The organism is Bradyrhizobium sp. S3.3.6 (assembly GCF_040546905.1).
Lineage (GTDB): Bacteria > Pseudomonadota > Alphaproteobacteria > Rhizobiales > Xanthobacteraceae > Bradyrhizobium > Bradyrhizobium cytisi.
Genome location: NZ_JBEPOT010000001.1, coordinates 45028 through 69434, shown reverse-complemented (window position 1 = coordinate 69434; position 24407 = coordinate 45028). Strand labels below are relative to the sequence as shown.

General features: G+C 61.8%; 23 protein-coding genes and 2 pseudogenes. 21 read left to right on the top strand and 4 right to left on the bottom strand.

Annotated features, from left to right (window positions below; all coding sequences use genetic code 11):
- Window positions 1–4 precede the first annotated feature (4 nt).
- The 5 genes from ABID59_RS00315 to ABID59_RS00300 all read left to right on the top strand — a co-directional run bounded on the left by ABID59_RS00315 (window position 5) and on the right by ABID59_RS00300 (window position 4199).
- Window positions 5–529, top strand: coding sequence for a sigma-70 family RNA polymerase sigma factor (locus tag ABID59_RS00315; protein ID WP_354082052.1), 525 nt, complete (start codon window positions 5–7; stop codon window positions 527–529).
- Entirely contained in the window at window positions 526–1299 is a 774-nt protein-coding gene (locus ABID59_RS00310) for an anti-sigma factor family protein (protein WP_354082051.1), read from the top strand. Before ABID59_RS00315 ends, ABID59_RS00310 begins: the two co-directional genes overlap by 4 nt.
- 122 nt (window positions 1300–1421) lie before the next feature.
- Window positions 1422–1715, top strand: a complete 294-nt coding sequence (locus tag ABID59_RS37360) for a hypothetical protein (protein ID WP_502916764.1) — start codon at window positions 1422–1424, stop codon at window positions 1713–1715.
- 694 nt (window positions 1716–2409) lie between these two features.
- The gene (locus tag ABID59_RS00305) at window positions 2410–3420 is read left to right on the top strand and encodes a bile acid:sodium symporter family protein (protein WP_354082050.1); all 1011 of its coding nucleotides are present in this window, start codon (window positions 2410–2412) and stop codon (window positions 3418–3420) included.
- Between the two features lie 197 nt (window positions 3421–3617).
- On the top strand, window positions 3618–4199 hold the full coding sequence (locus ABID59_RS00300) for an NADPH-dependent FMN reductase (RefSeq protein ID WP_354082049.1): 582 nt from the start codon (window positions 3618–3620) through the stop codon (window positions 4197–4199).
- 81 nt (window positions 4200–4280) lie between these two features.
- Here the strand turns inward: ABID59_RS00300 and ABID59_RS00295 are convergent, their stop codons facing one another.
- Window positions 4281–5240, bottom strand: a complete 960-nt coding sequence (locus tag ABID59_RS00295; protein ID WP_354082048.1) for a tyrosine-type recombinase/integrase — start codon at window positions 5238–5240, stop codon at window positions 4281–4283.
- 303 nt (window positions 5241–5543) lie between these two features.
- Entirely contained in the window at window positions 5544–6446 is a 903-nt protein-coding gene (locus ABID59_RS00290; RefSeq protein WP_354082047.1) for a LysR family transcriptional regulator, read from the bottom strand.
- Between the two features lie 108 nt (window positions 6447–6554).
- On the opposite strand from ABID59_RS00290, the gene ABID59_RS00285 reads away from it, so the two are divergent.
- The 10 genes and pseudogenes from ABID59_RS00285 (at window position 6555) to ABID59_RS00240 (ending at window position 16183) form a co-directional block, all read left to right on the top strand.
- Complete coding sequence (locus tag ABID59_RS00285; protein ID WP_354082046.1) at window positions 6555–7295, top strand: SDR family oxidoreductase; 741 nt, start codon at window positions 6555–6557, stop codon at window positions 7293–7295.
- A gap of 47 nt (window positions 7296–7342) precedes the next feature.
- Window positions 7343–8245, top strand: a complete 903-nt coding sequence (locus ABID59_RS00280; protein WP_354082045.1) for an SDR family oxidoreductase — start codon at window positions 7343–7345, stop codon at window positions 8243–8245.
- A gap of 100 nt (window positions 8246–8345) precedes the next feature.
- The gene (locus ABID59_RS00275; RefSeq protein WP_354082044.1) at window positions 8346–8987 is read left to right on the top strand and encodes an SRPBCC family protein; all 642 of its coding nucleotides are present in this window, start codon (window positions 8346–8348) and stop codon (window positions 8985–8987) included.
- Between the two features lie 84 nt (window positions 8988–9071).
- Window positions 9072–9572, top strand: coding sequence for a lipocalin-like domain-containing protein (locus tag ABID59_RS00270; protein ID WP_354082043.1), 501 nt, complete (start codon window positions 9072–9074; stop codon window positions 9570–9572).
- A 26-nt stretch (window positions 9573–9598) separates the two neighbouring features.
- On the top strand, window positions 9599–10498 hold the full coding sequence (locus ABID59_RS00265; RefSeq protein ID WP_354082559.1) for an NmrA family NAD(P)-binding protein: 900 nt from the start codon (window positions 9599–9601) through the stop codon (window positions 10496–10498).
- Window positions 10499–10566: 68 nt separating this feature from the next.
- Window positions 10567–11379 (top strand): annotated as a pseudogene (locus ABID59_RS00260) (aldo/keto reductase).
- Window positions 11380–11570: 191 nt separating this feature from the next.
- Window positions 11571–12443, top strand: coding sequence for an AraC family transcriptional regulator (locus tag ABID59_RS00255; protein ID WP_354082042.1), 873 nt, complete (start codon window positions 11571–11573; stop codon window positions 12441–12443).
- 119 nt (window positions 12444–12562) lie between these two features.
- Complete coding sequence (locus ABID59_RS00250) at window positions 12563–13024, top strand: (2Fe-2S)-binding protein (protein WP_354082041.1); 462 nt, start codon at window positions 12563–12565, stop codon at window positions 13022–13024.
- Window positions 13025–13026: 2 nt separating this feature from the next.
- A complete protein-coding gene (locus tag ABID59_RS00245) occupies window positions 13027–15207 on the top strand; it encodes a xanthine dehydrogenase family protein molybdopterin-binding subunit (protein WP_354082040.1) in 2181 nt (726 codons plus the stop codon).
- A 205-nt stretch (window positions 15208–15412) separates the two neighbouring features.
- Window positions 15413–16183 carry an alpha/beta fold hydrolase gene (locus ABID59_RS00240; protein WP_354082039.1) on the top strand — a complete coding sequence of 257 codons (771 nt, stop codon included), beginning with the start codon at window positions 15413–15415 and terminating at the stop codon, window positions 16181–16183.
- Between the two features lie 679 nt (window positions 16184–16862).
- Here ABID59_RS00240 and ABID59_RS00235 read toward each other — a convergent pair.
- Window positions 16863–17501 carry an alpha/beta fold hydrolase gene (locus ABID59_RS00235; RefSeq protein ID WP_354082038.1) on the bottom strand — a complete coding sequence of 213 codons (639 nt, stop codon included), beginning with the start codon at window positions 17499–17501 and terminating at the stop codon, window positions 16863–16865.
- Between the two features lie 555 nt (window positions 17502–18056).
- On the opposite strand from ABID59_RS00235, the gene ABID59_RS00230 reads away from it, so the two are divergent.
- A complete protein-coding gene (locus ABID59_RS00230) occupies window positions 18057–18608 on the top strand; it encodes an arsenate reductase ArsC (RefSeq protein ID WP_354082037.1) in 552 nt (183 codons plus the stop codon).
- 636 nt (window positions 18609–19244) lie between these two features.
- On the opposite strand, the gene ABID59_RS00225 is transcribed toward ABID59_RS00230, so the two are convergent.
- The gene (locus ABID59_RS00225) at window positions 19245–20750 is read right to left on the bottom strand and encodes a CYTH and CHAD domain-containing protein (RefSeq protein WP_354082036.1); all 1506 of its coding nucleotides are present in this window, start codon (window positions 20748–20750) and stop codon (window positions 19245–19247) included.
- 662 nt (window positions 20751–21412) lie between these two features.
- On the opposite strand from ABID59_RS00225, the gene ABID59_RS00220 reads away from it, so the two are divergent.
- The 5 genes and pseudogenes from ABID59_RS00220 to ABID59_RS00190 form a co-directional block, all read left to right on the top strand.
- Window positions 21413–21586, top strand: coding sequence for a hypothetical protein (locus tag ABID59_RS00220; RefSeq protein ID WP_354082035.1), 174 nt, complete (start codon window positions 21413–21415; stop codon window positions 21584–21586).
- Window positions 21567–22295, top strand: a complete 729-nt coding sequence (locus ABID59_RS00215) for a recombinase family protein (RefSeq protein ID WP_354082034.1) — start codon at window positions 21567–21569, stop codon at window positions 22293–22295. The genes ABID59_RS00220 and ABID59_RS00215 overlap by 20 nt, the downstream gene beginning before the upstream one ends.
- Entirely contained in the window at window positions 22262–23224 is a 963-nt protein-coding gene (locus tag ABID59_RS37355) for a recombinase family protein (protein ID WP_502916763.1), read from the top strand. Before ABID59_RS00215 ends, ABID59_RS37355 begins: the two co-directional genes overlap by 34 nt.
- Window positions 23190–23621 carry a helix-turn-helix domain-containing protein gene (locus ABID59_RS00200; RefSeq protein ID WP_354082033.1) on the top strand — a complete coding sequence of 144 codons (432 nt, stop codon included), beginning with the start codon at window positions 23190–23192 and terminating at the stop codon, window positions 23619–23621. The genes ABID59_RS37355 and ABID59_RS00200 overlap by 35 nt, the downstream gene beginning before the upstream one ends.
- A gap of 133 nt (window positions 23622–23754) precedes the next feature.
- Window positions 23755–24159 (top strand): annotated as a pseudogene (locus ABID59_RS00190) (IS91 family transposase); the annotation flags it as partial.
- Between the last annotated feature and the right edge of the window lie 248 nt (window positions 24160–24407).

Sequence of the window (24407 nt, the reverse complement as noted above, 5' to 3'; positions counted from 1 at the left end):
CGAGATGAAGGATATGTTGGTTCAGGTCGAGCCGCTGATCCCCGCCCTCCGCCGCTATGCCCGCGCCCTCGTGCGCAACCGCGCGAACGCGGACGATCTTGTGCAGGATTGCCTGGAGCGCGCTGTCAGCCGCTGGCATCAGAGGCGGGACGGGAGCGTGCGCGCCTGGCTGTTCACGATCCTGCACAACCTCGCGGCGGATCAATTCCGTCAGGCGTCGTCGCGCGGCAGGCATCTGCCGATCGAGGAAGCGGGTGAGGGCGAGTTTCGCGGGGCTGCCGCGCAGGAGCATCGGCTCATGTATCAAGACGTACTCGATAAGCTTGCGAAACTGCCGGGGGAGCAGCGGGCCGTGCTGCTGCTGGTTGCAGTCGAGGATCTCTCCTATGCGGAGGCTGCGAAGGTATTGAAAGTCCCGATTGGCACCGTCATGTCGCGCCTGTCGCGGGCACGCGAGAGGTTACAGCAGGAGCTCGACGGCGTCGCCCGTGCGCCAGGGAACGTGGTGACGATGCGGAGGCTGACATGAACAACCGGCCGATCACGGAAGACGACCTCCATGCCTATGTGGATGATGTGCTCGAGCCGGAGCGTCGAGCTGAAGTCGGCTCCTATCTTGCCGATCATCCGGACGTCGCCAAGCGCGTCGCCGGCTTTGCCGATCAGCGCGAGCTGTTGCGCGCGGCGCTGGCGCCGATCGCTGACGAGCCGTTGCCACCCGAGCTGAACCTCTCACGCATTGTCGAAGGTCGGAGGCGTCGTTCTCCGCCGGCATGGTGGGCGATTGCGGCGATGCTGCTGCTGAGCGTGGGCGGGTTTAGCGGCTGGGTCATGCGCGGCTCGTTGGAGGCGCCATCTCGCGGCCTGGCCGCACTCGCGCAGGAAGCGGCTTATTCCTACAATGTCTACGCACCGGATCGGATCCGCCCCGTCGAGGTGCGAGCATCCGACACCACGCAGCTCGTCCAATGGATCTCGAGTCGGCTCGACCGGCCTGTCAAGGTGCCGGATCTGGCGGGTTCAGGCTACCGTCTGATGGGTGGGCGCCTGGTCGCGACCCAGCACGGACCAGCCGCAATGTTCATGTATGACGACGACCACGGCAGCCGGGTTGTCGTGCTGACGCGGCCGATGAACAGCGCCGACCAGAACGCACCAATGACAGCACAGTCAAACGGCGGCGCCACCGGGTTTGCCTGGGCGGACGACGGCATTGGCTATAGTCTTGTGGGCCCGGCGCCGACGAACTCGCTGAAGGCGATTGCGAATGAGATTCGCAGGCAGGCGCGCGCAATCTGAATTGGCGGCCTCACGTGTGGCAGACCGCCTCCCGTGCGATCACCCTTACTGAACAAGAATTCAGGATGTCGAGCCGTGCAGAACGGACGTTGCTCCCTATCTCTCACGAGAGAGGACCGATCATGATGACAACCAAATTTGTGACTGCCGCCTTCGTAACTGTAGGGCTCGCGATTGCGCCCTTTGCTGCGGAAGGGAAGAGTTACACGTATTTGAGGCACGATGTCTCGACAATGCAATCTGCTGCCTACGGGACGTCCGGACTGTCGACGCCGCCATCCGAGACCTATGGGACATCCGGAACGTCTGTCGGAACTGTCACCGCTCCCTCGGTTGGGTCGTACAACTGGCCTTCGGTAGGCGTGACAAACGCAGCGCCCACTTGGCGCAACACCAACCCTCCTCTTCGCAGGTAGCGAGACGTGCTGCCATCGATGAGCGCGGATCGGCGTTGAGCGACGGTCTGGCCGAGACGCGACGCCTCGCATGCCGTGTGGTGTCATCGCCGCGAGCTGAGTCCTCTCGTGAGTTCGGCCGCCGTGCCGGCGAATAAATTCGTATTTAATCGAAATCTGAGCGCGGACTCATACTTCCACTCTATCGACAACGTTGCGCGCGGTTATCGCGCCGTGCTGTAGGCAGCCCAGGAGTTCTGGCAATGTGCTCTTTTCATCAATTCAGTGCCTTCGCGGCATCGCGCGGCGAAGGCCTTCGCCCGAAATTGCGCGCGCTGCTCGAACGGGCGGCCGCATCGCCGATTTCGGAGGTCTCGCTGCGTCATGATGGTCTGGTTCAGGCTGGGCCGGATCCGGAGTCGGAAATCGCATCGTCGCGCGCCAAGGTAGTTCTGCCCTTACGACAGCCGGCCAATCAGTAAGCGCGCCTAAATCGAGTTTTAGTGGTAACGGGTTGGCCACTCTCTACTTCCAAATTGTTCGTACAATGTAAGGAGACGACCATGACCGCCACCACATCGACATCCGCGTTCGCGACCAACCACGACGAATGGATCAGTTGTTCTCACTGGGGCATGTTTGCGCTGCCCCGAAAGGCGCGCTGACTTCGCGATCGCGCTAGTTCAAGGCCGGTCCCGGCGAACAGATCATCAGCATGTCTCGACCCAAGTTCCTGCCTGAGAATTTCACCCTGGCGTTGATCGCGACCGTCGTCGCGGCGAGCGAGCTGCCATGCCGCGGCACGACGGCGCTGGTGGTGGATCACTTCACCAACCTCGCCATTGCCTTGCTGTTCTTCCTGCATGGAGCAAAGCTGTCGCGCGAAGCCGTGATAGCTGCGGCAGGTCACTGGCGGCTGCATGCCCTGGTGCTGCTGACGACGTTCGTGCTGTTTCCGCTGTTCGGCTTGGCCTTCAGGCCGATCCTGTCTCCGCTTGTGACGCCGACGCTCTATGTCGGCATCCTGTTCCTCTGCACGCTGCCGTCTACCGTCCAATCCTCGATCGCGTTCACCGTCATCGCGAAGGGCAACGTTCCCGCGGCGATTTGCAGTGCCTCGGCCTCAAGCATCATCGGCATCTTCGTCACGCCGCTCGTGGCAGGTCTCGTCCTCTCGAACCACGGCGGCGCTGCCTCGGGCTGGGACGCGATCGGACAGATCACGTTGCAGTTGTTCATGCCCTTTGTCTGTGGACAACTGCTCCAGCCGTTCATCGGCGGATGGATTGGACGTCATGAGGGCATCGTCGGCGCATTCGACCAGGGGGCAATCTTGCTCATTGTCTATTCCGCCTTCAGCGCGGCCGTCAGCGAGAGCTTGTGGCATCAGGTTCCGCCAACTGCGCTCGCGGGACTGGTCGTCGCCGACGGCATCCTTCTTGGCGCCGCCCTGATCGTGACCGCAGTTCTCGGCAAATGGCTGGGCTTCGATCGTGCCGATCGCGTGGCCATTGTCTTCTGTGGCTCGAAGAAGAGCCTGTCCCAGGGCGTTACCATGGCCAAAGTGATCTTTGCTTCCCACGGGGCGGGTGCAGTGATCCTCCCGCTGATGGTCTTTCATCAGATCCAATTGATGGTCTGCGCGGCGCTGGCCCAGCGATGGGGTCGTCGTGCCGAGCTCTCTGCACTCGCCCCGGCCAGCGCCAGGTCGGTTGTGATGCGCTGACGAAAGCCGTCCCGGCGGGTTTCACCTGCCGATGAACGGGATAGGGCCCGGCGTCTTTGGGCTCCTGGACGGATTCGGGCAAATTGAGAAGGAGGCCGCCGACCCGTGCCTTACTTCTTTGGGCGGTAGTCACAATCGAAAACTCCGGCAAGCGCGATTGCCGGTGTCGCCGATCAGTGCAACGCGATGGAGATCGTATGACGTCTGCAGTCCCGGCCCGTCTTGTTGGGCTACCTGGTAGCCTTCGCAAGGGATCTTTTTCGCGCGCAACCCTCGCCGGTCTGCGCGACAGCCTTGCAAGCAGGACAAGCCTTGAGATCTTGAGTCCGGAGCTTCCACTCTACAATGAGGATGATGATGGAAATCATGCTTCCCTCGAGGTGCGGCAGTTTCGGAATGCGGTGGCGTACAGCGCCGGCATGATCATCGTCACGCCGGAATACAACCACGGCATGCCGGGGGTCCTGAAAAATGCGCTGGACTGGGCGTCCCGCCCTTATGGGAAGTCCGTTCTGATCGACAAGCCAGTCTTGGTGATATCGGTGTCCCCAGCCTTCACCGGTGGTGTTCGCGCCCATGCGCAGGTCAACGAGACACTGCTTTCAATCCCCGCCCGCCTCGTTGGCGGAGCGCAGGTCGTCATCGGGAACGTCGCGGAAAAGGTGTCGGACGGGGTACTGGATCAATCGTTCCTCAGCTTTGCAATGCAGTCGGTCAATCGATTGATCGAGCTTTCACGAAGCGCCACGGCACTGGCCGCAATCGGGGCGGTTCAGTGAATATCCCGGGTCGCCAAGGCTATCTGGAAGAACAGTAGGTTGAAGCAGAACGAATCTGACCTTTGCCTTCGGGGCAAGCGCCTACGCTTCCAGTCGCGGGACAACGCATTTAAACCATCGCAAGGATAGGGGTTGCCAGTCCCCGGAAGCCGCTCCTGGCTCGCCTTTGGGCTCATTCTTCTTGGGCAGCACCAGCGGTGTGAGGCGGTCCAGCGGGCTCATGACCTCGCGGATGGTGTTGGTGGCGACGCGGGCATAGAGCGCCGTGGTGTCGAGCTTGGCGTGCCCAAGTAGGACTTGGATCACCCGAATATCAATGTTCTGCTCGAGCAGATGGGTCGCGAAGCTATGGCGCAACGTGTGCGGCGTCACACGCTTGGTAATCTCGGCCATGTGGGCCGCGGCGTGGCAGGCGCGCGTGAGTTGGCGCGTGGTCATCGGGTTGGCCGGATTCTGGCCCGGGAATAGCCAGCCCTGCGGCCGCGCAATGCGATACCAGTCGCGCAGAAGTTCGAGCAACACGGGGGAAAGCATCGCGTGGCGATCCTTGTGACCCTTGCCCTGCTCGACGCGCAGCATCATCCGTTCGGAGTCGATATCGGACACCTTCAGCGAGACAACCTCGGAGACGCGCAGCCCCGCACCGTAGGCGACACTGAGCGCCGCCTTGTACTTGACGCTCGGCGCCGCCTCCAGAAAGCGCGCAACCTCCTCTGGGCTTAGAACAACCGGCACCTTGCGCGGCTCGCGCATGAACAACAGGTGCTTGGCGAGGTCGGGCCGATCGAGCGTCACATTGAAAAAGAACCGCAGTGCCGAGACGGTGGCATTGATCTTTGGTGTGCCTGCGCCGTTCGACGCAAGATGCAGCCGAAACCGGCGCACCTCCTCCGATTTAGCCGTGGCGGGAGAGCGACCGAGGAACGCCGCGAAATCCTTGACCCTTTGGACATAGTCATGTTGGGTCTTCGGCGCTAACTTGCGGATCGCCATGTCTTCGATCATGCGCCGACGCAACGGGCTGATGGCCTGACCGGTCATTGGGGATGCTCCTGTCTTGAGTGAGGTTGTCGAAACCCCTCAATCTCAAGACAGGACGCCTCATCGCGCTATCCTGTTGGCCGTGTCGCCCGCCGCAGCGCCCTACCGCGCGAGCGGTTTAGTCCTTTGGCGCAAAGCGGCCGGTCGATAGCATTCGATCGGCGAAGGGCTGAGCGCTCAGCGGCACGAAGACAAATATGCAGCGTATTCATCTACGCACAGACAAGGGCCGATGGCTTTGTGCCATCGGCTTTTCACCGCCCGGTCGCGGCAGGCGACCAAAGGCATGGTCTCGTGCTCATGTCATTCAGTCGGTGAGAGCCGGTCTCGATATTGCTCCGCCATCCAGTCGATGAACACACGCAGACGCGGCGACAGTTGCCGCGTGTGCGAGTAGAGCACATGGACGGGCAGCGGCGACGGCGGAAAATCGGCGAGCACCTCAACCAGCGCGCCGCGGGCCAGCTCCGCGTCGACGCGATACCGCGGCGCCTGGATCAGCCCGAGGCCCATGCACGCGCAAGCCACGTTGGTCTCTGGACCGGTCACCGTCACCATCGTCGGCAATTTCAGCTGGTGCGCGTTGCCGTCGGCGCCGAAGACCAGCGGCACGATGTCGCCGCTGTCGGGCGATAGCAATCCGACCATCTCGTGACCTGCGAGATCGTCGGGCGTCTGCAGCGTGCCGAAGCGGCCGAGATAGTCGGGGCTCGCGAACGTCCCCCGCTCGAGCAGCGCCAGTCTGCGCTTGATCAGCGGACTGTCGCTCAGTTCACCGGCCCTTAGGATGCAGTCGAAGCCTTCGCGGATCATGTCGAGCGGCTGGTGCGCTTCGCTGAAGTGCAGCCGGATGTCGGGATATTGCTGCCGGAAGCGCGGCAGGCCCGGAAGCAGGAAATAGCGCGCCTGGGTGCCGTGAACGTCAACACGAACCAACCCCGACGGCTGGGCGCCGACGAAGGCGCCCTCCGCATCCTCCATGTCCGCGATCAGGCTCACGCAGCGCTGGTAATAGGCCTCGCCATCCAAGGTCGGACTGACCTGCCGCGTCGTGCGCTGCAATAGCCGTACCCCCAACCGCGACTCCAGTCCCTTCACGGCATCGGTCACCGAGGATCGCGGCAGGCCAAGATCGTCGGCGGCCAGGGTGAAACTGCGCCGTTCCACGATGCGGGTGAAGACGCGCATGGCGTCGAAGCGGTCCATTGTTCGAACTTTCGAATGATGATGTCGGATTTTGCATCATTATCCGCACCATTGGAATGGGCATGTTGTCTCCATCCAGTGCCGGTCCCAACCCAAAGGACAACGATCATGACCACCCAAACCAACAAAGTAGCCATCGTTACCGGCGCCTCCGGCGGGATCGGTGCCGCGGTCGCCGGGCGCCTGGCGAAGGACGGCTTCACCGTGGTGGTGAACTATGCCGGCAACAGCGCTTCCGCGGCGGCCGTGGTCGCCAGGATCGAGAGCGCCGGCGGCCGGGCCGTGGCGGCTCAGGCCGACATCGCCGATGTCGCCGCCGTGGCGCGCATGTTCGATTCGGCTGAAACCGCGTTCGGCGGCGTCGACGTGCTGATCAACAATGCCGGCATCATGAACCTGGCGACCATCGTTGACAGCAGTGACGCACTGTTCGATCGCCACATCGCGGTCAATCTGAAGGGCACGTTCAATACCCTGCGCGAAGCGGCCCGCCGCCTGCGTGACGGCGGCCGGATCGTCAACTTTTCCTCGAGCGTCACCAGCTTGCTGCAGCCGACTTACGGCGTCTATGCCGCCACCAAGGCGGCGGTCGAGGCCATGACCAGCATTCTCGCCAAGGAGCTCCGCGGCAGGAACATCACCGTCAACGCTATCGCGCCCGGGCCGACGGCGACCACGCTCTTCCTCGACGGCAAGCCGCAGGAGGTGATCGAGCGCCTCTCCAAGCTGGCGCCGCTGGAACGTCTCGGCCAACCGCAGGATATCGCCGACGCGGTGGCCTTCCTCGCAGGCCCGGACGGCGCCTGGATCAACGGCCAGACGCTGCGCGCCAATGGCGGGATCATCTGACCCGCATCCCCTTCAAACTTCAACACGCTGACAATGGAGATTCCATCATGAGCAAGAAGATCATTCTCATCACCGGCGCTTCCAGCGGCTTCGGCCGCCTGACGGCCGAAGCGCTCGCCAAGGCCGGAAACACCGTCTACGCCTCGATGCGCGATATCGCTGGCCGCAACGCCAAGAACGCGGCCGAGATGGCCGAGACTTCGAAGCGCGATGGCGTCGACCTGCGCGCGATTGAGCTCGACGTTCAGTCCGAGCCGTCGATCGATGTGGCGGTCAAGAAGATCATGGCCGAGAGCGGCAAGATCGACGTGCTGGTCCACAATGCGGGTCACATGATGTTTGGCCCGGCCGAGGCGTTCCTGCCCGAGCAATTCGCGGCGCAGTACGACGTCAACGTGCTCGGCACGCAACGCGTCAACCGGGCCGTCCTGCCGCACATGCGCGCGGCGAAACAGGGTCTGCTTCTCTGGATCTCGAGCAGCAGCTCCGCTGGCGGAACGCCGCCCTATCTCGCGCCCTATTTCGCGGCCAAAGCGGCGATGGACTCGCTGGCCGTCCTCTATGCGCGCGAGCTGTCGCGCTGGGGCATCGAGACGACGATCGTCGTGCCGGGCGCGTTCACCAAGGGCACGAACCACTTCGCGCATTCCGGGCGTCCGGCTGACGAGGCGCGGGTCGCGGAATATGAAGCTGGGCCCTACAAGGGCTTCGGCGAAGAGGTGTTGAAGGCGTTCGCCGCGATCGTCCCCGACGACGCCGAGCCCAGCGGCGTGGCCGACGAGATCGTTAAGGTCGTCGACATGCCCTTCGGCAAGCGCCCGTTCCGGATCCACTACGATCCGACCGAAGACGGCGCCAATGTCGGCTTCACCGTGCTCGACCGCCTGCGCGCGGAGATGCTTCATCGGGTCGGCCTCTCCGACCTGCTGAAGCCCAGTGTGCTCGTCTAGTCATCCCTGCGGCCGGGCCGGCTCGCACGAAGATCGTTCGTGGGCCGGCCCATTAGCAGCAGTGACGGTCATGACATTCCAGCACGTAGGGAGACAGACAATGCAGACGTCAATCGACGCGGCGCGCGAAGCGCGCAAACCGACAAAGTCGTCACGCCTGGCCAAGGCCGCAGCCCTGGTCGCGGCGACCACGCTCGCGACACTGGCCGGCACGGCGATCGCCGCCGGCCAGCCCCAAGGACAGATGGCAAGCGATCTTGCCACCCGCGATCGGGACATCCACTGGCCGGCCGGGTTTGAGCCAGAGAAGGCGGACCTGTTCGCTCACAACGAAGCCCGGCTGAACGCCTCGTGCGACACGGTCTGGCGGCATATCGTCGACGCGCGCGCATGGCCCACCTGGTATCCCAATGCGCGGGACGTGACGCTCCTCGGCAATGCTGAGGCGCTCGCGCCCGATGTCCGCTGGCGCTGGACGACGTTCGGTCTCGCGATCGAGAGCCGCGTCCATGAGTTCGTGTCCGGCCGCCGGCTCGGCTGGTTCGGCGGCGCACCGGGCGAGGCGCCGGCCTTCTACCATACCTGGCTTCTGAAGCCCGACGACAACGGCTGCCGGGCCATCATGGACGAGGCAGGCGTCGGTCCCGGCGCCGCCGCCTTCCGCGAGGCCGACGAAGGCCGGATGCATCGCGGCCACGCGCTTTGGCTCGCCACGCTCAAGTGGGTGTCCGAGGGGCGCTAAGCCTGCCCGGACAGCCTCTTTCCACACTTCCAATCCATCTCGCGGCAACCGGCTCTCCGAGACGCCAACAAGGAGTGCGTCATCATGAACTTGATCAATAGCAGCACTGTCATCGACCAAGGCGGCACGATCCGCTCGCTCCGCGAAGCGCTCGTCGGCGCCTGGCAACTCGTCGCCTGCGTCGAGACTGACGTGGAGACCGGCGAGATCTTCCTGCCAATGGATCCACATCCCGCCGGTTTCATCCTCTATACGCCGGACGGCTATATGTCGGCGCAACTCAGCAGCCCGGACCGCGCCGATTTCGCCAGCGACGACATGTATCGAGACACCCCCGAAGACTATGTCGCGGCGGGCACGTCATATCTCGCCTATTCCGGCCCCTATCGGGTCGACGAGGCGCGCCGCACGGTCGAGCACGGCATGGCCGTGAGTCTCTTTCCCAACTGGCAGGGCCAACGCCAGCTGCGCATGCCCGAGTTCGACGGCGACACGCTGGTGCTCGCCACCGATGGGCCTACCCTGTTCGCCGGCAGCCTCAAGACCGCCCGCATCACTTGGCGCCGGGCGACGCCGAACCTATGAACACCCCCCGAACCAGGAGACCCGCCATGTATGCGATCACAGGAATTACGGGCAACGTCGGCGGCGCGGTTGCGCGCAGTCTGCTCGCTGAAAGACTGCCCGTCCGCGCCGTTCTGCGCGACGAGGCCAAGGCGGCGGAGTGGAGGACTCGGGGCTGCGACATCGCCCTGGCCGAGATGGATGATGCGGCAAGCCTGACTTCTGCCTTCAGGGGCGCCGCGGGCGTCTTCATCCTGCCGCCGTCCGAGTTCGATCCGGAGCCCGGCTTTCCCGAGGCTAAGCGCGTCATCGCGGCCGTGACGGCGGCTTTGGCCGAGGCTCGTCCCGGCAAGGTTGTCTGCTTGTCGACCATCGGCGCCGATGCACCGCACGAGAACCTGCTGACTCAGCGCACGTTGATGGAACAGTCGCTGCAGCAGATCAGCCTTCCGGTCACTTTCCTGAGGCCAGGCTGGTTTATGGAAAATGCGCTTTGGGACGTTCCTTCGGCGCGCGACGAAGGCGTGCTGCGCAGCTTCCTGCAGCCGGTCGACAAGCTGTTCCCGATGGTCGCGACGCAGGATGTCGGAGGCCTGGCCGCCGCGCTTCTCCGGGAGAACGGGAGCGGGACGCGGGTCGTCGAGTTGGAGGGGCCCGCACGCATCTCGCCGAACGATCTCGCCCGCGCCTTCGCCACGGTGCTGAAGCGCACGGTCCGGGTCGAGACGGTGCCGCGCGAGAGCTGGGAGCAGATTTTCCGCTCTCAGGGAGCGCGAAATCCATTGCCTCGGATCCGGATGCTCGATGGCTTCAACGAGGGATGGATCGACTTCAGCGAGCACGGCCGGTCGGCGATAAAGGGCACTACGGCACTCGAAAGCGTCATCGCCGAACTCGTCAGGGCGAGCCAGGCCGAAGCATCCACCCTGACGCCGCGGTCCTTGTGATGGCTTGCCGCCTGACAGCGGCACAAAAGGACCAGCGCACCGAGCCGAAACCCGGAAAGGAAAACATCATGGAGACGATCACGACACAGGGTGTCGCGATTCCCCGCCTCGGCTTCGGCACCTTCCGGATGCCGGGAGCCGGTGCCGAGCTGGTCGTCGAGAGCGCGATTGCGCTCGGCTACCGGCATATCGACACCGCTGCGATGTACGAGAACGAGGCCGCCGTCGGCGCCGCCATCACGGCGTCCGGCGTGAACCGGAACGACCTCTTCATCACCACCAAGGTCTGGCATGATCAGCTTGCGCCGGATGCGCTCTACCGCGCATTCGAGACCAGTCTGCGGAAGCTGGGGCTCGACCATGTCGATCTCTATATGATCCATTGGCCGTCACGAGACATGGACATGGCAGCGACGCTGGAAGCGTTGATGTCGCTGCGGGAGCGCGGCCTGACGCGCGCGACCGGCGTGTGCAACTTCAACCTGCCGATGATCCGTGATCGGCGCGCCAATTGCCAGCCTCCAGGTCGAATACCACCCGTTCCTGTCGCAGACGCCGATACTCGCCTATCTGCGCGGCAAGGAGATTCCGCTGACAGCCTATGCGCCCCTCGCGCAGGGGGGGCGGCAAGTGATCCCAAGCTCGCCTTCCTCGGCCACAAGCACGGTTGTAGTGCCGCTCAGATGGCGGTCGCTTGGCTCCTCGATCAGGAGGGCGTCATCGTGATTCCGAAAGCCGCCCGTCCCGAAAGCCAGAAGGCCAATCTTGATGCGGTCGGCACGCAGCTCGATGACGAGGATCGCGCCGCTATCGCCGCTCTGCCGAAAGACGAGCGCTTCGTCCGGCCGCCCTTCGCGCCAGAGTGGGACGCTCTCGGATGAAATTCATCGGCGCAGCGGCCTTGGCGGGGATAGAACGCGCGCTAAGTGAGAATGTCGGCCTCCGTGGAGAAATTCGCGCAGCGGCGTTCATTAGGTGCCGGAGCAGAGTTGTATCCAGCAAAAACGAGAATGGACTTCATTCAGGTGGGAGTTGATCTATCCTACCGTCACTGCCGGTGCGGAGACCCGACTTGGAGACGATAATTTCTAGCCTCGATGCGCACAAGCACTTGCGCGCCACAATGACGGCCTGCAGCTGGCGAGCCGGTTGGCGCTCGCTGCTGATCCGGGCCTACGAGGATCCTGCAGAGGCCGAGGAATTCGTAACTCCCGCTACTCGCGATCATTTGATCGTTCTCGTTACCGGTGGCTCCTGCGACGTGGAGGTCCGCTATCGCAACGGTTGGCAGCACGCTCATTCCGAGCCGGGTCACATTGGTATGACGGCTCCGGGACAAGCCGCTACACTGCGATGGCGGGGTAACACGACACACAGCACCCTGCAACTCCATCTTCCGGGCGCGACCATCGAACGCGTCGCGCGAGAATTCAGGCGTAAAGGTCCCGCGGCCCCGACCTTGCCGAGCGGCCTCGGAAGCAGCGATCCCTTGGTGAGCCAGCTGATGCTGAGTCTGAGCGCTGCGTTTCAAGAATCCGCGCCAGATCTTTATGCTCAGACTGCGGGAGAGATGTTGGCCGCCCATCTCCTGGTCAGGTACGGCCGCTACGGGGAGCCACACTACCGCAATGCGAGCGACGGCCGGCTGCGCAAGGTCGAAGACTTCATGCGCGAGAATCTCGCGTCCGCAGTGAGTCTGGAGGATCTGGCGCGCGAGGCAGGAGTCAGTCGGTTCCACCTGCTGAGATTATACAAGAAGCTGTATGGGCAGACTCCCCTGAAGCGTCTGACCTTCCTTCGCATGGAAGAGGCGAAGAGCCTCTTGAAGGACCGGAACGAAACGATTCCGACCGTTGCCGCCAGATGTGGATATGAGAATCCATCGCATTTTGCGACAGCCTTTCGGCGGGTGGTGGGGGTAACGCCGAGGTCCTATCGCCGATAAATCCATAGCAGGATCGACGAAACTGGGGGCAATAACGCGGGCATCAAAGCAATCCCGCGAGCGACGATCCCTTTGGGCTGCAATATAGATCTCGTTCCTCAACACTCTATTGGTGCAGGATGACATACGTTCTCAAGATAAATGGGAAGTCGCATAAGGTGGACGTGGACGGCGAGACGCCCCTGCTATGGGTGCTGCGGGACGTTCTCAAGATGACAGGAACGAAGTTTGGGTGCGGTATGGCGCTTTGCGGCGCTTGTACGGTTCACATAGACGGCGCCGCGACACGATCTTGCATCACCTCGGTCGACAGTGTCGGGGAGGCCGCAGTGACTACCATCGAAGCCATCGGCGAGACTCCTGCTGGCCAGAAGGTGCAGCGGGCGTGGCTCGATCATGACGTCGTTCAGTGCGGATATTGTCAGTCGGGGCAGATCATGGCGGCGGCTGCGCTGCTGGCGAGCAATCCACGCCCGACGGACTCGCAGATAAACGACGCGATGTCCGGCAATGTATGCCGATGCGGCACCTACAATCGCATTCGAGCTGCCATAAAATACGCGAGCGAGGGAGGGCATTAACAATGCGGAAAACTACCGACATGCTCACGCGGCCAGTATCAGGCGCAGACGAAGCAAGAGTCTCTCGCAGAGCGCTCCTGAAGGTCGGTGCGACCGCGGCAGGGGGACTCGCCCTGACGGTTTCCCTGCCGTCCTGGTCCATGGCTGCTGGAAGCGATAGCGGCGCGGTCTTGAATGCGTTCGTGAGAATTGAGCCCGACGGCCGCGTACGCTTGACCATACCGTCCGTCGAGATGGGGCAGGGGGTCTATACCTCGCTCTCTATGCTCTTGGCGGAGGAACTCGAAGTCAAGCTCGACCAGATCGAGGTCGAACACGCGCCTCCGAATGACGCCCTCTACGCCAATCCGATCCTATATTCACAGACGACAGGATTGTCAGCCTCGGTCCGGGGTTTCTGGTTACCCCTTCGGCGAGCTGGTGCCGCGGCGCGCCTCATGTTGATCGCGGCGGCGGCCGGGCGTTGGAAAGTCGACCCGGCGGCCTGCACCGTCAAGGATGGAGTGGTTCTGCATCCGTCGGGCGCTAGGTCGCTGCCCTATCGGGACTTGCTGCGATCCGCGGCCGAATCGGAGCCTCTCGCTCTCGATCGCATCAAGCTGAAGGGGCAAGGACAGTTCAGTCTCATTGGAACATCCCCGAAGAGACTTGAGGCTCCCGACAAGATCAGTGGACGAACGCAGTTCGGAATCGACGTGATGCCGCCGGGCCTGAAGGTCGCGGTGATAGCGATATCTCCGGTGCTTGGAGGAAGACCTAAGGCCGTGAACCAGAGCGCGGCACTCGCGATCAAGGGTGTGCATCAAGTGGTCGCGGTCGATGAGGCGGTAGCCGTTGTTGCTGACCATATGGGCGCTGCTAAGAAGGGTTTGGAAGCCGCCGCGATACAGTGGGACGACGGTCCTAACGCCTCGATAGATAGTAAGAAGCTCGTCGAGCAGCTCAAGAAGGCATCCGAAAGCCCGGGGGTCGTGGCGAGAAACGAGGGCCACTTCGAGCAGGCGTTCTCCGGCGCGGCTCGGCGTTTGGACGCGGTCTATGAGTTGCCGTTTCTGGCTCACGCAGCCATGGAGCCGATGAATTGCACGGTGCACTATCGGAAGGACATCTGCGAAATCTGGGTCGGCACGCAGGTGCCCACCGTCACGCAGGCGGCGGCCGCGACGCTCACTGGAATGCCGAAGGAAGCCATTGTGATCCACAATCAGTATTTGGGTGGAGGCTTCGGCCGTCGGCTTGAGCCAGATGGTACCCTTCTCGCGGTCAAAATTGCCAAGCAGATCGACGGTCCCGTCAAGGTGATCTGGAGCCGCGAGGAGGACATCCAGCACGATGTATACCGACCCTACTACTACGATCGGATATCGGCGGGTCTCGACGAGGCGGGAAGACCTATCGCGTGGCACCATCGGGTATGCGGCTCTTCGGTCGTGGCCCGGTTTGCTCCGCCCCTGTTCAAAAACGGTTTGGATTTCGATGCGGTCGAAGGGGCTGCCGAGCCGCCCTACGCAATTCCCAACATTCTCGTCGAATACGTTCGGGCCGAGCCGCCCGGCATTACGACCGGGTTTTGGCGTGGTGTAGGACCGGTACACAACGTCTTCATCGTCGAGAGCTTCATGGATGAGCTGGCCTCCGCGGCCAGGCAGGATCCCGTCGAATTCCGCAGGAATCTTCTAGCTCACAATCCCCGAGCTTTGGCGGTCCTGAATCTTGCCGCGCAGAAGGCCGGCTGGGGTCAGCCGATGCCTCCTGGAAAGGGCAGGGGCGTCTCACTTCAGTTCGCCTTTGGAAGCTATCTTTCGCAAGTGGCGGAGGTGGCCGTCGACGAGAATGGAAATGTGAGGGTGGAACGTATCGTCTGCGCGGTGGATTGTGGATTGCCGGTCAATCCGAAGATGATCGACGCACAAATACAGAGCGGAACGATCTTCGGACTCACGGCTGCGCTGCGCGGCGCGATAACGATCAAGGACGGCCGAGTCGAGCAAGGCAACTTTGACTCTTATCCGCCGCTACGCATCGATGAAACGCCACCAATCGAAACCTATATAGTGGCGAGCACGGCTGATCCTGGCGGCTTGGGCGAAGCGGCTACAGCCGCTGTGGCCCCTGCGGTCACGAATGCCATTTTCGCGGCGACGGCGCGCCGCATCAGAAGGCTGCCGATACAGCCGGCCTAAGAGCAAGGCCTGAGGTTGGCGGAATCACGACCACGTGACGCCGCGTAACAATCATCCCTTCCTTGAGAATATATAGATGCCTGAACGGCTCCGGCGAAAAGAATCACGGAGCGATGTTGCGAACAGCGACATTGTTCCCGGCATTCTCGTATCCAAGCAGTCGGCTCAAACCGAGCAAACTGCAACTCCACGCATGAGGTAACCAATGAATCGACGCACTTTTGCGAGCATGGTGGCTGCGGGGGCGGCAAGCACTCTTATCCGAGGCGCGAAAGCCGCTGCAGAGCCGGCGCCGATTGCCCAAAACGTCGTCCTGGTGCACGGATTGTTCGCCGACGGGTCATCCTGGTCGGAGGTGATTGCACGGTTGCAAGCAGCGGGCCTCAATGCCACGGCCGTGCAAAACCCGCTGACAACGCTGCCTGAAGCGGTAGCCTCGGCCGAGCGCGTGCTCGCGCGGCAGGATGGTCCGACGGTTCTGGTTGGGCATTCCTTCTCCGGAATGATCGTGACAGAGGCCGGTATGCATCCCAACGTGTCGGCTCTTGTCTATGTGGCGGCGCGGGCACCGGATGCGGGCGAGGACTACACAGCGTTGGCCAAGACATTTCCGACGCCGCCGGCGTCCGCCGGGATTGTGTTCGACGGCGATGAAGGACGTCTCAGCGAGGCAGCGTTCTTGCACGATTTCGCGGGCGACCTGCCGGAAGCGAAGGCGAAGGTCCTCTATGCGGTCCAGCAGCCGTTCCACAAGGCTCTGCTCACGGCCAAGACGACGCATGCGGCCTGGCGGTCGAAGCCAAGTTTCTATGCCGTTTCGACGGAAGACCGGACGATCAATCCCGATCTCGAACGCTTCATGGCCAAGCGCATGGGCGCCAAGACCGTCGAAGTGAAGGCGAGTCACCTGTCGCTGATATCCCAACCCGACGAGATTACCCGATTGATCCTGCAAGCCGCCGGACAGCCCGCCTAGCAGGTGGGCGGCAGTTCTTGTGCACCGGCTGTCGATGTGTCGCGGCGACAGTCCGGACGACCAGTCCCAAATTAACGGTCGGTTGGGCCGCCGGCGAGACGCGGAATCGCCGCGCTCTCGACCGGAGCTATCTGCTCGAGGACGGTCTCTTTGAAGCCGACATTCGGAGGTGACGGAGCAGCAATGGGCCTGCGGGATAACGACCACATCCAGATGGGACGCATGTAGGCCAGTCCCGAGGCGGTGCAACATCAGCCTAGCTGAGTTAAGGGGTTGATCATCTTGTTTCTTGAGAGTCTATCCAGCTTCGCAGCCCGTCCAGGGTATGAAATCCGTCCGCAGAGTAGCATCGAATGGACGGCTGAAAGGCTTGCATCATCTCTCCAAGCGCATGTCCGGGACCCAAGTCCAGGACCCTGCTTACACCTAACTCAGCGAGAGCCACATTGAACTCCGGAGCCCATCCGCCGTCAGGTTGCGGTCCCACAGTGATTGATCGATACGCCCCTGAATCAGGCCGAGGCGCTTGGCATCGATGGCCGCTCTTGTCCGAACAGCCGGACCTCGCGTGCGGTCCGAAATGTGCCACCAACGGAAGTCGCGAGGCTATTGGATCACCCGTCGCCGTGAGCGACCATCGTTGGTGGCACGATAATGAGAAAGCCGCAGGTCCCAAATGTTAGACAGCCTGCAGCAGCACGTTAGTCAACCAATCCGGCTCGTTGATCATAATAGAGTGGCCCGATGTCGTGTTCTCTAGGACCGTCCAAGATTTGTCAGCCTTGCACTCCCCAACTGCCTTGTCTAAGGCAGCCAACGGAAATTTGGGTAAACGGATGTAGGTTTTTTTCGCGACCTTTTCGTGGGCCCCCGAGAGCTTCACCGGCTGCAGCCACGTGCCGATTGGTTGTGGGGTTACTTTCGACAGGACCCAAGCAGCGTCCTTCGGGTCGGTAAAGGCGGTTGGAGGGAACGCCTTGGGAGCTGGACGACTGATTGCGCCATCTTCCACTTGAAAGGGCACCTCGTCATGAAATGATTGACCGCCCGCGGGCTTCAATGCATCGACCCAGACGATGGACGAGACACGGCTTCCGATACGTTCCAGCGCGCCAGACGCCGGAAATCCCGCGTACGAATGGGCTACAAGGCAAATGTCTGCGAGGTCTTCCCACTCGACGAGATTGGCGATGTCTGTGATGTGCGTGTCGAGATTTATGTCCTTGCTAAGGAGGTGTGAGCGGTCTGCCAACCCTGTAAGCGTAAGCGCGTAGACTTTATGACCCTGCTTTTCGAGCCGTCGGTAGCGCGATGCCAACACCAAGCTCCGTAGAAGGCGCCGCCAATAAGAACAAAAGTCTTTTGCGCAGACTGGGCGCGCGCGCCGCTGATAAAAGTGTCCGACGAGATTACCGTGGCGGCGCTTACTCCGGCGGCAAAACCGCCGATCATTCCACGGCGGGTAACGTTTGACAAAGTCATGAAGTCATCCCCTCTGTAAGAAACGGCAAAATGCGATGGCGAACAGTCGCCCTCAAAAAAATGAGAGCGCGGCAGTGTAGCCATCCAAAGCCGACATCTGGAAGACGGTCGAGACCGGTCCATCCAAATTTCTTTGGAAGTTGCCATGTTGCCTGTGGGCCATTCGCGTCAATTTGCCCCGCGTCTTCCTGATGTCCGGTCTGGCCTCGACTGCCGACGTGCCGGACACGATGGCGAGCTTCGCCTTCGGGCCAACAAGAGACATTGCTGAATGCTACACAAGCCGCATCAGGGTTTCTGTTAGCTCCGTTCTCCAGCTTCCTGACGACGGGAAACCCACGCCGATGTCGAGTGTTGTACGGTCGGCTAGGATTCGCATAGGAGAATGGAGATGGACCGTCCATATGGCATGCTTTTCATTTCCCGCCGAAACTCCGCCCGCAGCCTGATGGCGGAAGCTGTCGTCAATCGTCTCGGTGGTGGTCACTTTCGCGCGTACAGTGCGGCGGTCGAGCCCTCGAAAGTGGCCGATCCCCTGGCGCTGGAGGTATTGCAGGAGGCGGGCTTCCAGACCGATGGCTTGCGGCCTAAACACTGGCGCAATTTCACAGGGCCTGAAGCCCCTGTCTTAGATTTTGTGTTCACGCTATCCAATACGGCCTCTCGCGAGGCGTTCCCTGATTGGCCCGGCAAACCTGTCTCATCACACTGGCACTACCCCGATCCGGTGGCGGTGAAAGGAGACGAGTGGCAGAAACGGCACGGGCATAGCGAAACCTTGTCGGCTCTGGAACGCCAGATGCGTGCCTTCATGCTGCTTTCGCTCGCCTCTCTTGATCGCATTGCGCTGAAGAAGCGCCTGGACGAGCTGGGCACACTTGATGTGGTGTCGCCCAGCGAACTTCACCCCAACCAGCAGGCAATTCACGGGAAAATAAGATAAGTCGTCCGGCTTGGCTCCGTTAGCCAACACTTTGTAGGACGTGGCAACACTCGCGCCGCACTAGACTAGTGGGCTTTGATCTTATTCAGAGGAAGCCGCAGCTCTGCGGCGCGTTCCTCGCGATCCCTTTTTCGGAACTCATTCTCGCGCCGCTCGAATTCAGCAAGCTCCTTCCGCGCCGCTTCGAGGAGACGGTCACGCCGCTCTCGCACTTGTTGAGTGTGTTCCGTCACTGACCTACCCCCCGTCTACTTGCCAAAGCCCTACGGCAAAACTGGAACCACAAAATGGTTCGATGCCGTAGAATTACGGATTTATGGCGGCATCGTGTCTCAGTCTAGTGCCGCGTGGGTTCACTTGGACGGCCCACCCAAGCATCCTTTGGTTGCCAAAAATGGGTCTGTCCGCAACGCGGGCATTTGAGAGGGATCGCAACATCGGGCAGGGTTTCAAAAATTACAGTCTCGGTGTTCAACCCGGTCGGTATAATCTGAGCCGCGACAGGACAGTGGGTCAAAATATCTGGCATACGAAATGCTCTGCGAAATCTTGTGCGGCTTAGCTGCTAAAAGCCCGCGCGGCTCCTACAGCCGCGTGAGAATGGATTGGCGACGCCAGCGTTGCGCGCGGGTCCCGCTAAAATGTCGGAAGCGCGCGCACTTCTTTCACTGCGACCTTCATCAGCGGCCTTACCGCCTGATCCTCGCGGCCAAGCACCACGCCGGACGCAAAGGCAAGGGCACGCCGATGCTGACGCGACGCCTTGAGCACCGCATTGACAACCATCTCCCGGTGCGCAACAAAATCGTTGAGCGCTCCCAAGGCATCCTGAATCTTTTTTAAGTGGCCGGACAAACGCGCAAGCTGCTTTTTCTCGCGCTTGGAAGGAAAGAGCGTCTCGAAAAATTCGGCCGCATACCTGATCTTCTTCACCCTGATTCGCAATCTATGCCGCGCAAGGGGAGACATCTCGTCGAGATCGCGCCCGTCCTTGCGCACGTTCCTGATGCGGCGATGGAGCACCTGGGCGGCGAATTTGCTGATCGGCATACTCGCCTGATCGGTCGCGATGGTCTGTCTTGATTCGATCCATTGCAGCGTATCGATCAGGAGTTTCCGAAAGCGCTCCGAGTTGACCGCCTGTCCTGCGCGCGCGAATGCCTGATCGCGCCTTTCGGAAAATTCCTGCTTGATGACCTGGCCGCCCCGGCGCAGCAGGGCGTCGCGCGTCGCTGGCTCGATATTCTCGTTCACAAACACGTCGAGCTCGCGTGCCGGCGCCAGCTCGCCCGTCAACCACTTCAGCTGCGCCTTGATCTTCTGCGCACTGGCGCCAGACAGAAGTTTTGAAAAGAGCGAGATCTCAGCGCGCAGACGCCGCAGTCCGACCCGCATCTGGTGAATGCCTTCCGGATCGGAGTTGCGGACCGCGTCGGCGTTTCCCGAAAAATGCCGAACAGCGGAGCGCGCAATGGCCCGGAATGCCTCGTCCACGGTCATGTCGCTGTTCAGCTCGATCGCTTCGGCGAAGACGACGTGCTGGTCGTTGCCACCGGCGAGATCATACCCCCGTTCGGCTTTTGACTGCAGATCGAGTTCGGCTCCCGACTTTCGCTCGATCGCCTTTGCAACCCGGAACAAGTCGATGAGGTGACCGCTTTTCAGTTCCAGCTCAAGCTCCTTGACCGGACTTGATCGGCGTCCGGCAATGATGCTGCCAAGGTCGATCGCAAGCTCAATCTCGCTCCGTTTGGTGCGGACAGGTACCGTGATGCGATGCACGGACGTCTTGAAGATCGGCTTCAGCGTGCGGCGCAGCTTTTTGGGGGCGAACAGCTCGAGCGGCGTGCCGTCGGCCTTGCCGAGATCGGGCACATCGTCCGCTATCTCCGTTTCCCATTCACCTCGGCCAAACTGCGCAGCGTTCGCCCACTTGACCGTCTGGATCTGTTTCTCGCCATCTTGCCGCACGCGAAGCGAAAGGCCATGGCGCTTCAGCTTGTGCTTTCCCGTATCGAAATAGGTCGACACCAGATCGCTCTCGGTCCGCTCACCGACCTTGCCGCCCGCAATCTGCGATTTCGGTAGTGCCTTCAGGCTGCGCGCCGGTATGCGGAATTTCAGTTCCGTTTCGACCGCCATAGTGCCCTCCGCAGGGCTTCGTCAGGTTGGATCATATCCCCTACATCGATAACGCACGAGAGCCATTCAGGAGGACCTGCATGACGACAATTTTGTTGGGTCAAAAGGAACGGTCGATGCCAGCGCAACCCCTAGTCCGGTTTACCCTCGACAACTGACGTGGCGGCAGTCAGCGCATACTTCGGCGTCAGGCCAATACGGGACTTCGATTCGCCAACTAAGTCGGCCTCCGATGCTCAATTATTTCTACGCCAATTCCCGGCAGCGAAAAAAAGGCCCCGCCGCCGCAGGGCCGCCAGGAAGGGAGGAAGTGACGCAACTCCAAAGAGAGGCGTAAGCGTACGCAAATTGTGTGCGGAAGCCGACCAGAAGCACTGTCCTAATTTGTTCTGGCAAGTGCTCTGACCAAGACAGTGCCCCAGCCTAAGACATATCCCGTCCTAGTTCGCCACCCCACTTGGCGTAGTTCAGTCCGGACTCAGAACAGGCGGAGCGGGCGAATGAAAAAGGATGATGTAATTTGTGCGGAATGCGGAGCCGGATTTTGCAGGCTCGAATTATCTTCCAAGAAGGGAGCGGAGGGCCTTGTTAGCTCGCGCTACCCGAAACTCACCTCTTTCCGTACTCTCTCCAGTCCGAATCAAAGATGGAGGAGACCGATAGTGCCGCGCCAATCCAAAAACCTCCAACCGAGCCTGTTCGAGGACGAGGCGCCCCGCGTCATTTTGGCGGCCGCACCGATGGGCGATCTGGCCGCCCTGGTGGAAGCCCTGCTGCGCGAGATCGCGACCGCCCTGGCAAACGTGGAGAGCGGCGATGAGCAAGATCACGACTGAGCATCTTGCGCGCGGCGCCTATGTTTACATCCGACAGTCGACGGCCGATCAGCTGACGCATAGTCATGAGAGCCGACGCCGGCAATATGGTCTCGTGGATCGGGCCCGTCAGCTCGGCTGGACCACGGTCGAGGTCATCGACGATGATCTTGGCCGTTCGGGCGGCGGCATCGCTCGGCCGGGCTTCGGGCGCTTGCTGGCTGCAATCTGCGAAACCCGCGTTGGCGCGGTGCTCGCGATCGAGGTATCGCGACTGGCGCGCAACGGCCGTGACTGGCATACGTTGATCGAGTTCTGTGGATTAGTGGGAACGATCATCGTCGACGAGGACGGAATCTACGATCCTCGGCGCCCCAATGATCGGCTGTTGCTTGGGATGAAAGGGACGATGAGCGAGCTTGAGCTGTCGCTGTTTCGGCAACGTTCGCAGCAAGCGTTGAAGCAGAAGGCGCGCCGCGGTGCGCTAGTCCTCGGTGTTGCTGCCGGCTATATCAAAGTCGGGCGCGACCGGATCGAGAAGAATCCCGACCAGCGCGTCCGTAATGCACTGCAGCTCGTCTTCGCAAAATTTGCCGAGTTCCAGAGCGCACGTCAGGTCCCCATCTGGCTTCGCGACGAAGGCATCGAGTTGCCCGTGAAGTCGCGCGCTGGCGAGGCGCGCGGTGTCGTCTGGAGGTGCCGGCCTACAATATCGTGCACAACATTCTGACCAATCCGATTTATGCTGGCGCCTATGCCTTCGGGCGCACGACGAGCAAGGTGAGCGTCGAGCAGGAGCGCAAGCGCGTGAGGCGTGGCGTGCATCGACCAATGGGCGAATGGGATGTACTGATCAAGGATCATCATGAGGCCTACATCACCTGGGAGGAGTTCGAGAGGAACCAGCGCGTGATCGCCAACAACGCCACCGGCAAAGGCAGCGCCACCGTCAAGGGAGCGGTTCGGCGCGGAGCTGTTGCTGCCAGGACTCCTGCGCTGTGGTCATTGCGGCCGCAAACTGCATGTGTCCTACAGCGGCAAGCTCGGCCGCTACAGTGCTACGGCGCTCGCACAAATCACGGCACGGCGCGCTGCATCTCGATCAGCGGCTTAAGCATCGATGCTGCCGTTGGCACGGAGGTGCTGCGTATCCTGAAGCCGCTCGGCACTGATGCCGCCGTCAAGGCGATCGAGACCCAGACGAGCGAGACATCGGCTGCGCAAAGGCAGCTTGAGCTGTCGCTTCAACAGGCGCGCTACGAGGCCGCGCATGCCCGACGGCAATACGACGCAGTCGACCCCGCCAATCGCTTAGTGGCCGGCGAGCTGGAGCGCCGCTGGAATGAGGCATTGCAGGCCGTGCACCGAATAGAAGGCGAGATCGCTGCCATCGTCGCGGCCAAGCCTCCACCGCTGGGCGAAAGGGAGCGACAGCAACTCCTGCAGCTCGGCGCCGACCTCGAGCTGGCCTGGTCGCATCCAGGCGCCACAGCCGCTACGCGCAAGCGGATATTGCGCACGGCGCTCAACGAGATCGTGGTGCGCAAGGAAGGCGCAGTTATCAACATGGTTCTTCACTGGCAGGGTGGCGATCACACTGCCCCACAGGTCAAGCTGAGATTGAATGCTGCCGGCTGGCCCCATTTGGCCGCTGCGTGAAGATACGATTGCGCTGGTGCGCGAGCTGGCGCGTTTAATGCCGGATCGGCAGATCGCACGCCTCCTCAATCGTTCAGGCAAGCCGACCGGATATGGCAACGGATGGACGGAGCAGCGCGTGCGCGGCTTCCGCAAACACCACGACATTGAGGTTTACCGGGATGGCGAATGGGCTGAGCGTGGCGAGATCACGCTCGATGCGGCCGCACAGATCATCGGCGTCGCCAAGATGACGGCACTGCGTATGATTCGAACAGGCGATCTCAATGGGCGGCAGGCCTGCAAGGGTGCGCTCTGGGTCATCAAGGCGGAGGATGTGGCCGCATTCGGTGGCCGGAAGCGATCAACAGGTTCGGTAACATCAAATCCCACGCAGCAGACCTTTGAGTTTCAGTGAGACACGAGGATGCGTATTATGACTCATGACTGCTCGGCCACGCCAAGCTTGAGACCACGGCGCTCTACACGCGGGTTGCAACCAAGACGATCCGCGACGTCATGGGCCCGTTGGACCGTCTCACGCCGCTGCATTCAAGGCTTCGGCCGAGACCATGCTGACGATCGCCGCCGATCCGAAGCATCTGGGCGCCAGAATCGGCATCACCTCCGTGCTGCACACCTGGGGCTCGGCGCTCACCCACCACCCGCACGTGCATATGATCGTGCCAGGCGGCGGCATCTCGCCCGGCGGGCGGCGCTGGGTGTCCTGCCGGCCCGGATTCTTCCTGCCCGTGCGCGTGCTCTCCCGCCTGTTTCGACGCCTGTTCCTGGAGAAGCTCGTTGCTGCCCACCAAGCCGGGCGCCTGAGCTTCTTCGGCGATCACGTCCATCTCGCCGAGGCGCAATCCCTCGCGGCTCGTCTCGCCCCGCTGCGCAAGGCCGAGTGGGCGGTCTACGCAAAGCGGCCGTTCGGCGGACCTGAAGCGGTGCTGGCCTAACGCGGTCGATGCAGACTCATCGAAGCGGACCGAATGTCCGCGGGCCCTAATGTTATCCCCTCGATAAATTCAGACCGCCTGTCACGGTAACCCCCGCGTGACTTGCTCAGCACCATCGGCCGGGTCCGGTCGACCTGGTCGATGTGGCCTTATCGCAGCTCGTTTCGGCGGCGAAGTTTTGCTCGCAGTCCCGAGGCAGGATGTGCTTCGTCTAAGGCCGCGATAAGGTGGCACAAACTGTCACC

Coding starts and splice junctions, on each gene's coding strand:
- ABID59_RS00225 (WP_354082036.1), bottom strand. CDS start 20,750: ATGGCGGTCGAAACGGAACTGAAATTCCGCATACCGGCGCGCAGCCTG.
- ABID59_RS00245 (WP_354082040.1), top strand. CDS start 13,027: ATGCGGAAAACTACCGACATGCTCACGCGGCCAGTATCAGGCGCAGAC.
- ABID59_RS00265 (WP_354082559.1), top strand. CDS start 9,599: ATGTATGCGATCACAGGAATTACGGGCAACGTCGGCGGCGCGGTTGCG.
- ABID59_RS00305 (WP_354082050.1), top strand. CDS start 2,410: ATGTCTCGACCCAAGTTCCTGCCTGAGAATTTCACCCTGGCGTTGATC.
- ABID59_RS00285 (WP_354082046.1), top strand. CDS start 6,555: ATGACCACCCAAACCAACAAAGTAGCCATCGTTACCGGCGCCTCCGGC.
- ABID59_RS00270 (WP_354082043.1), top strand. CDS start 9,072: ATGAACTTGATCAATAGCAGCACTGTCATCGACCAAGGCGGCACGATC.
- ABID59_RS00215 (WP_354082034.1), top strand. CDS start 21,567: ATGAGCAAGATCACGACTGAGCATCTTGCGCGCGGCGCCTATGTTTAC.
- ABID59_RS00280 (WP_354082045.1), top strand. CDS start 7,343: ATGAGCAAGAAGATCATTCTCATCACCGGCGCTTCCAGCGGCTTCGGC.
- ABID59_RS00290 (WP_354082047.1), bottom strand. CDS start 6,446: ATGGACCGCTTCGACGCCATGCGCGTCTTCACCCGCATCGTGGAACGG.
- ABID59_RS00295 (WP_354082048.1), bottom strand. CDS start 5,240: ATGACCGGTCAGGCCATCAGCCCGTTGCGTCGGCGCATGATCGAAGAC.
- ABID59_RS00275 (WP_354082044.1), top strand. CDS start 8,346: ATGCAGACGTCAATCGACGCGGCGCGCGAAGCGCGCAAACCGACAAAG.
- ABID59_RS00300 (WP_354082049.1), top strand. CDS start 3,618: ATGACGTCTGCAGTCCCGGCCCGTCTTGTTGGGCTACCTGGTAGCCTT.
- ABID59_RS00240 (WP_354082039.1), top strand. CDS start 15,413: ATGAATCGACGCACTTTTGCGAGCATGGTGGCTGCGGGGGCGGCAAGC.
- ABID59_RS00230 (WP_354082037.1), top strand. CDS start 18,057: ATGGACCGTCCATATGGCATGCTTTTCATTTCCCGCCGAAACTCCGCC.
- ABID59_RS37360 (WP_502916764.1), top strand. CDS start 1,422: ATGATGACAACCAAATTTGTGACTGCCGCCTTCGTAACTGTAGGGCTC.
- ABID59_RS00310 (WP_354082051.1), top strand. CDS start 526: ATGAACAACCGGCCGATCACGGAAGACGACCTCCATGCCTATGTGGAT.
- ABID59_RS00315 (WP_354082052.1), top strand. CDS start 5: ATGAAGGATATGTTGGTTCAGGTCGAGCCGCTGATCCCCGCCCTCCGC.
- ABID59_RS00200 (WP_354082033.1), top strand. CDS start 23,190: ATGCTGCCGGCTGGCCCCATTTGGCCGCTGCGTGAAGATACGATTGCG.
- ABID59_RS00250 (WP_354082041.1), top strand. CDS start 12,563: ATGACATACGTTCTCAAGATAAATGGGAAGTCGCATAAGGTGGACGTG.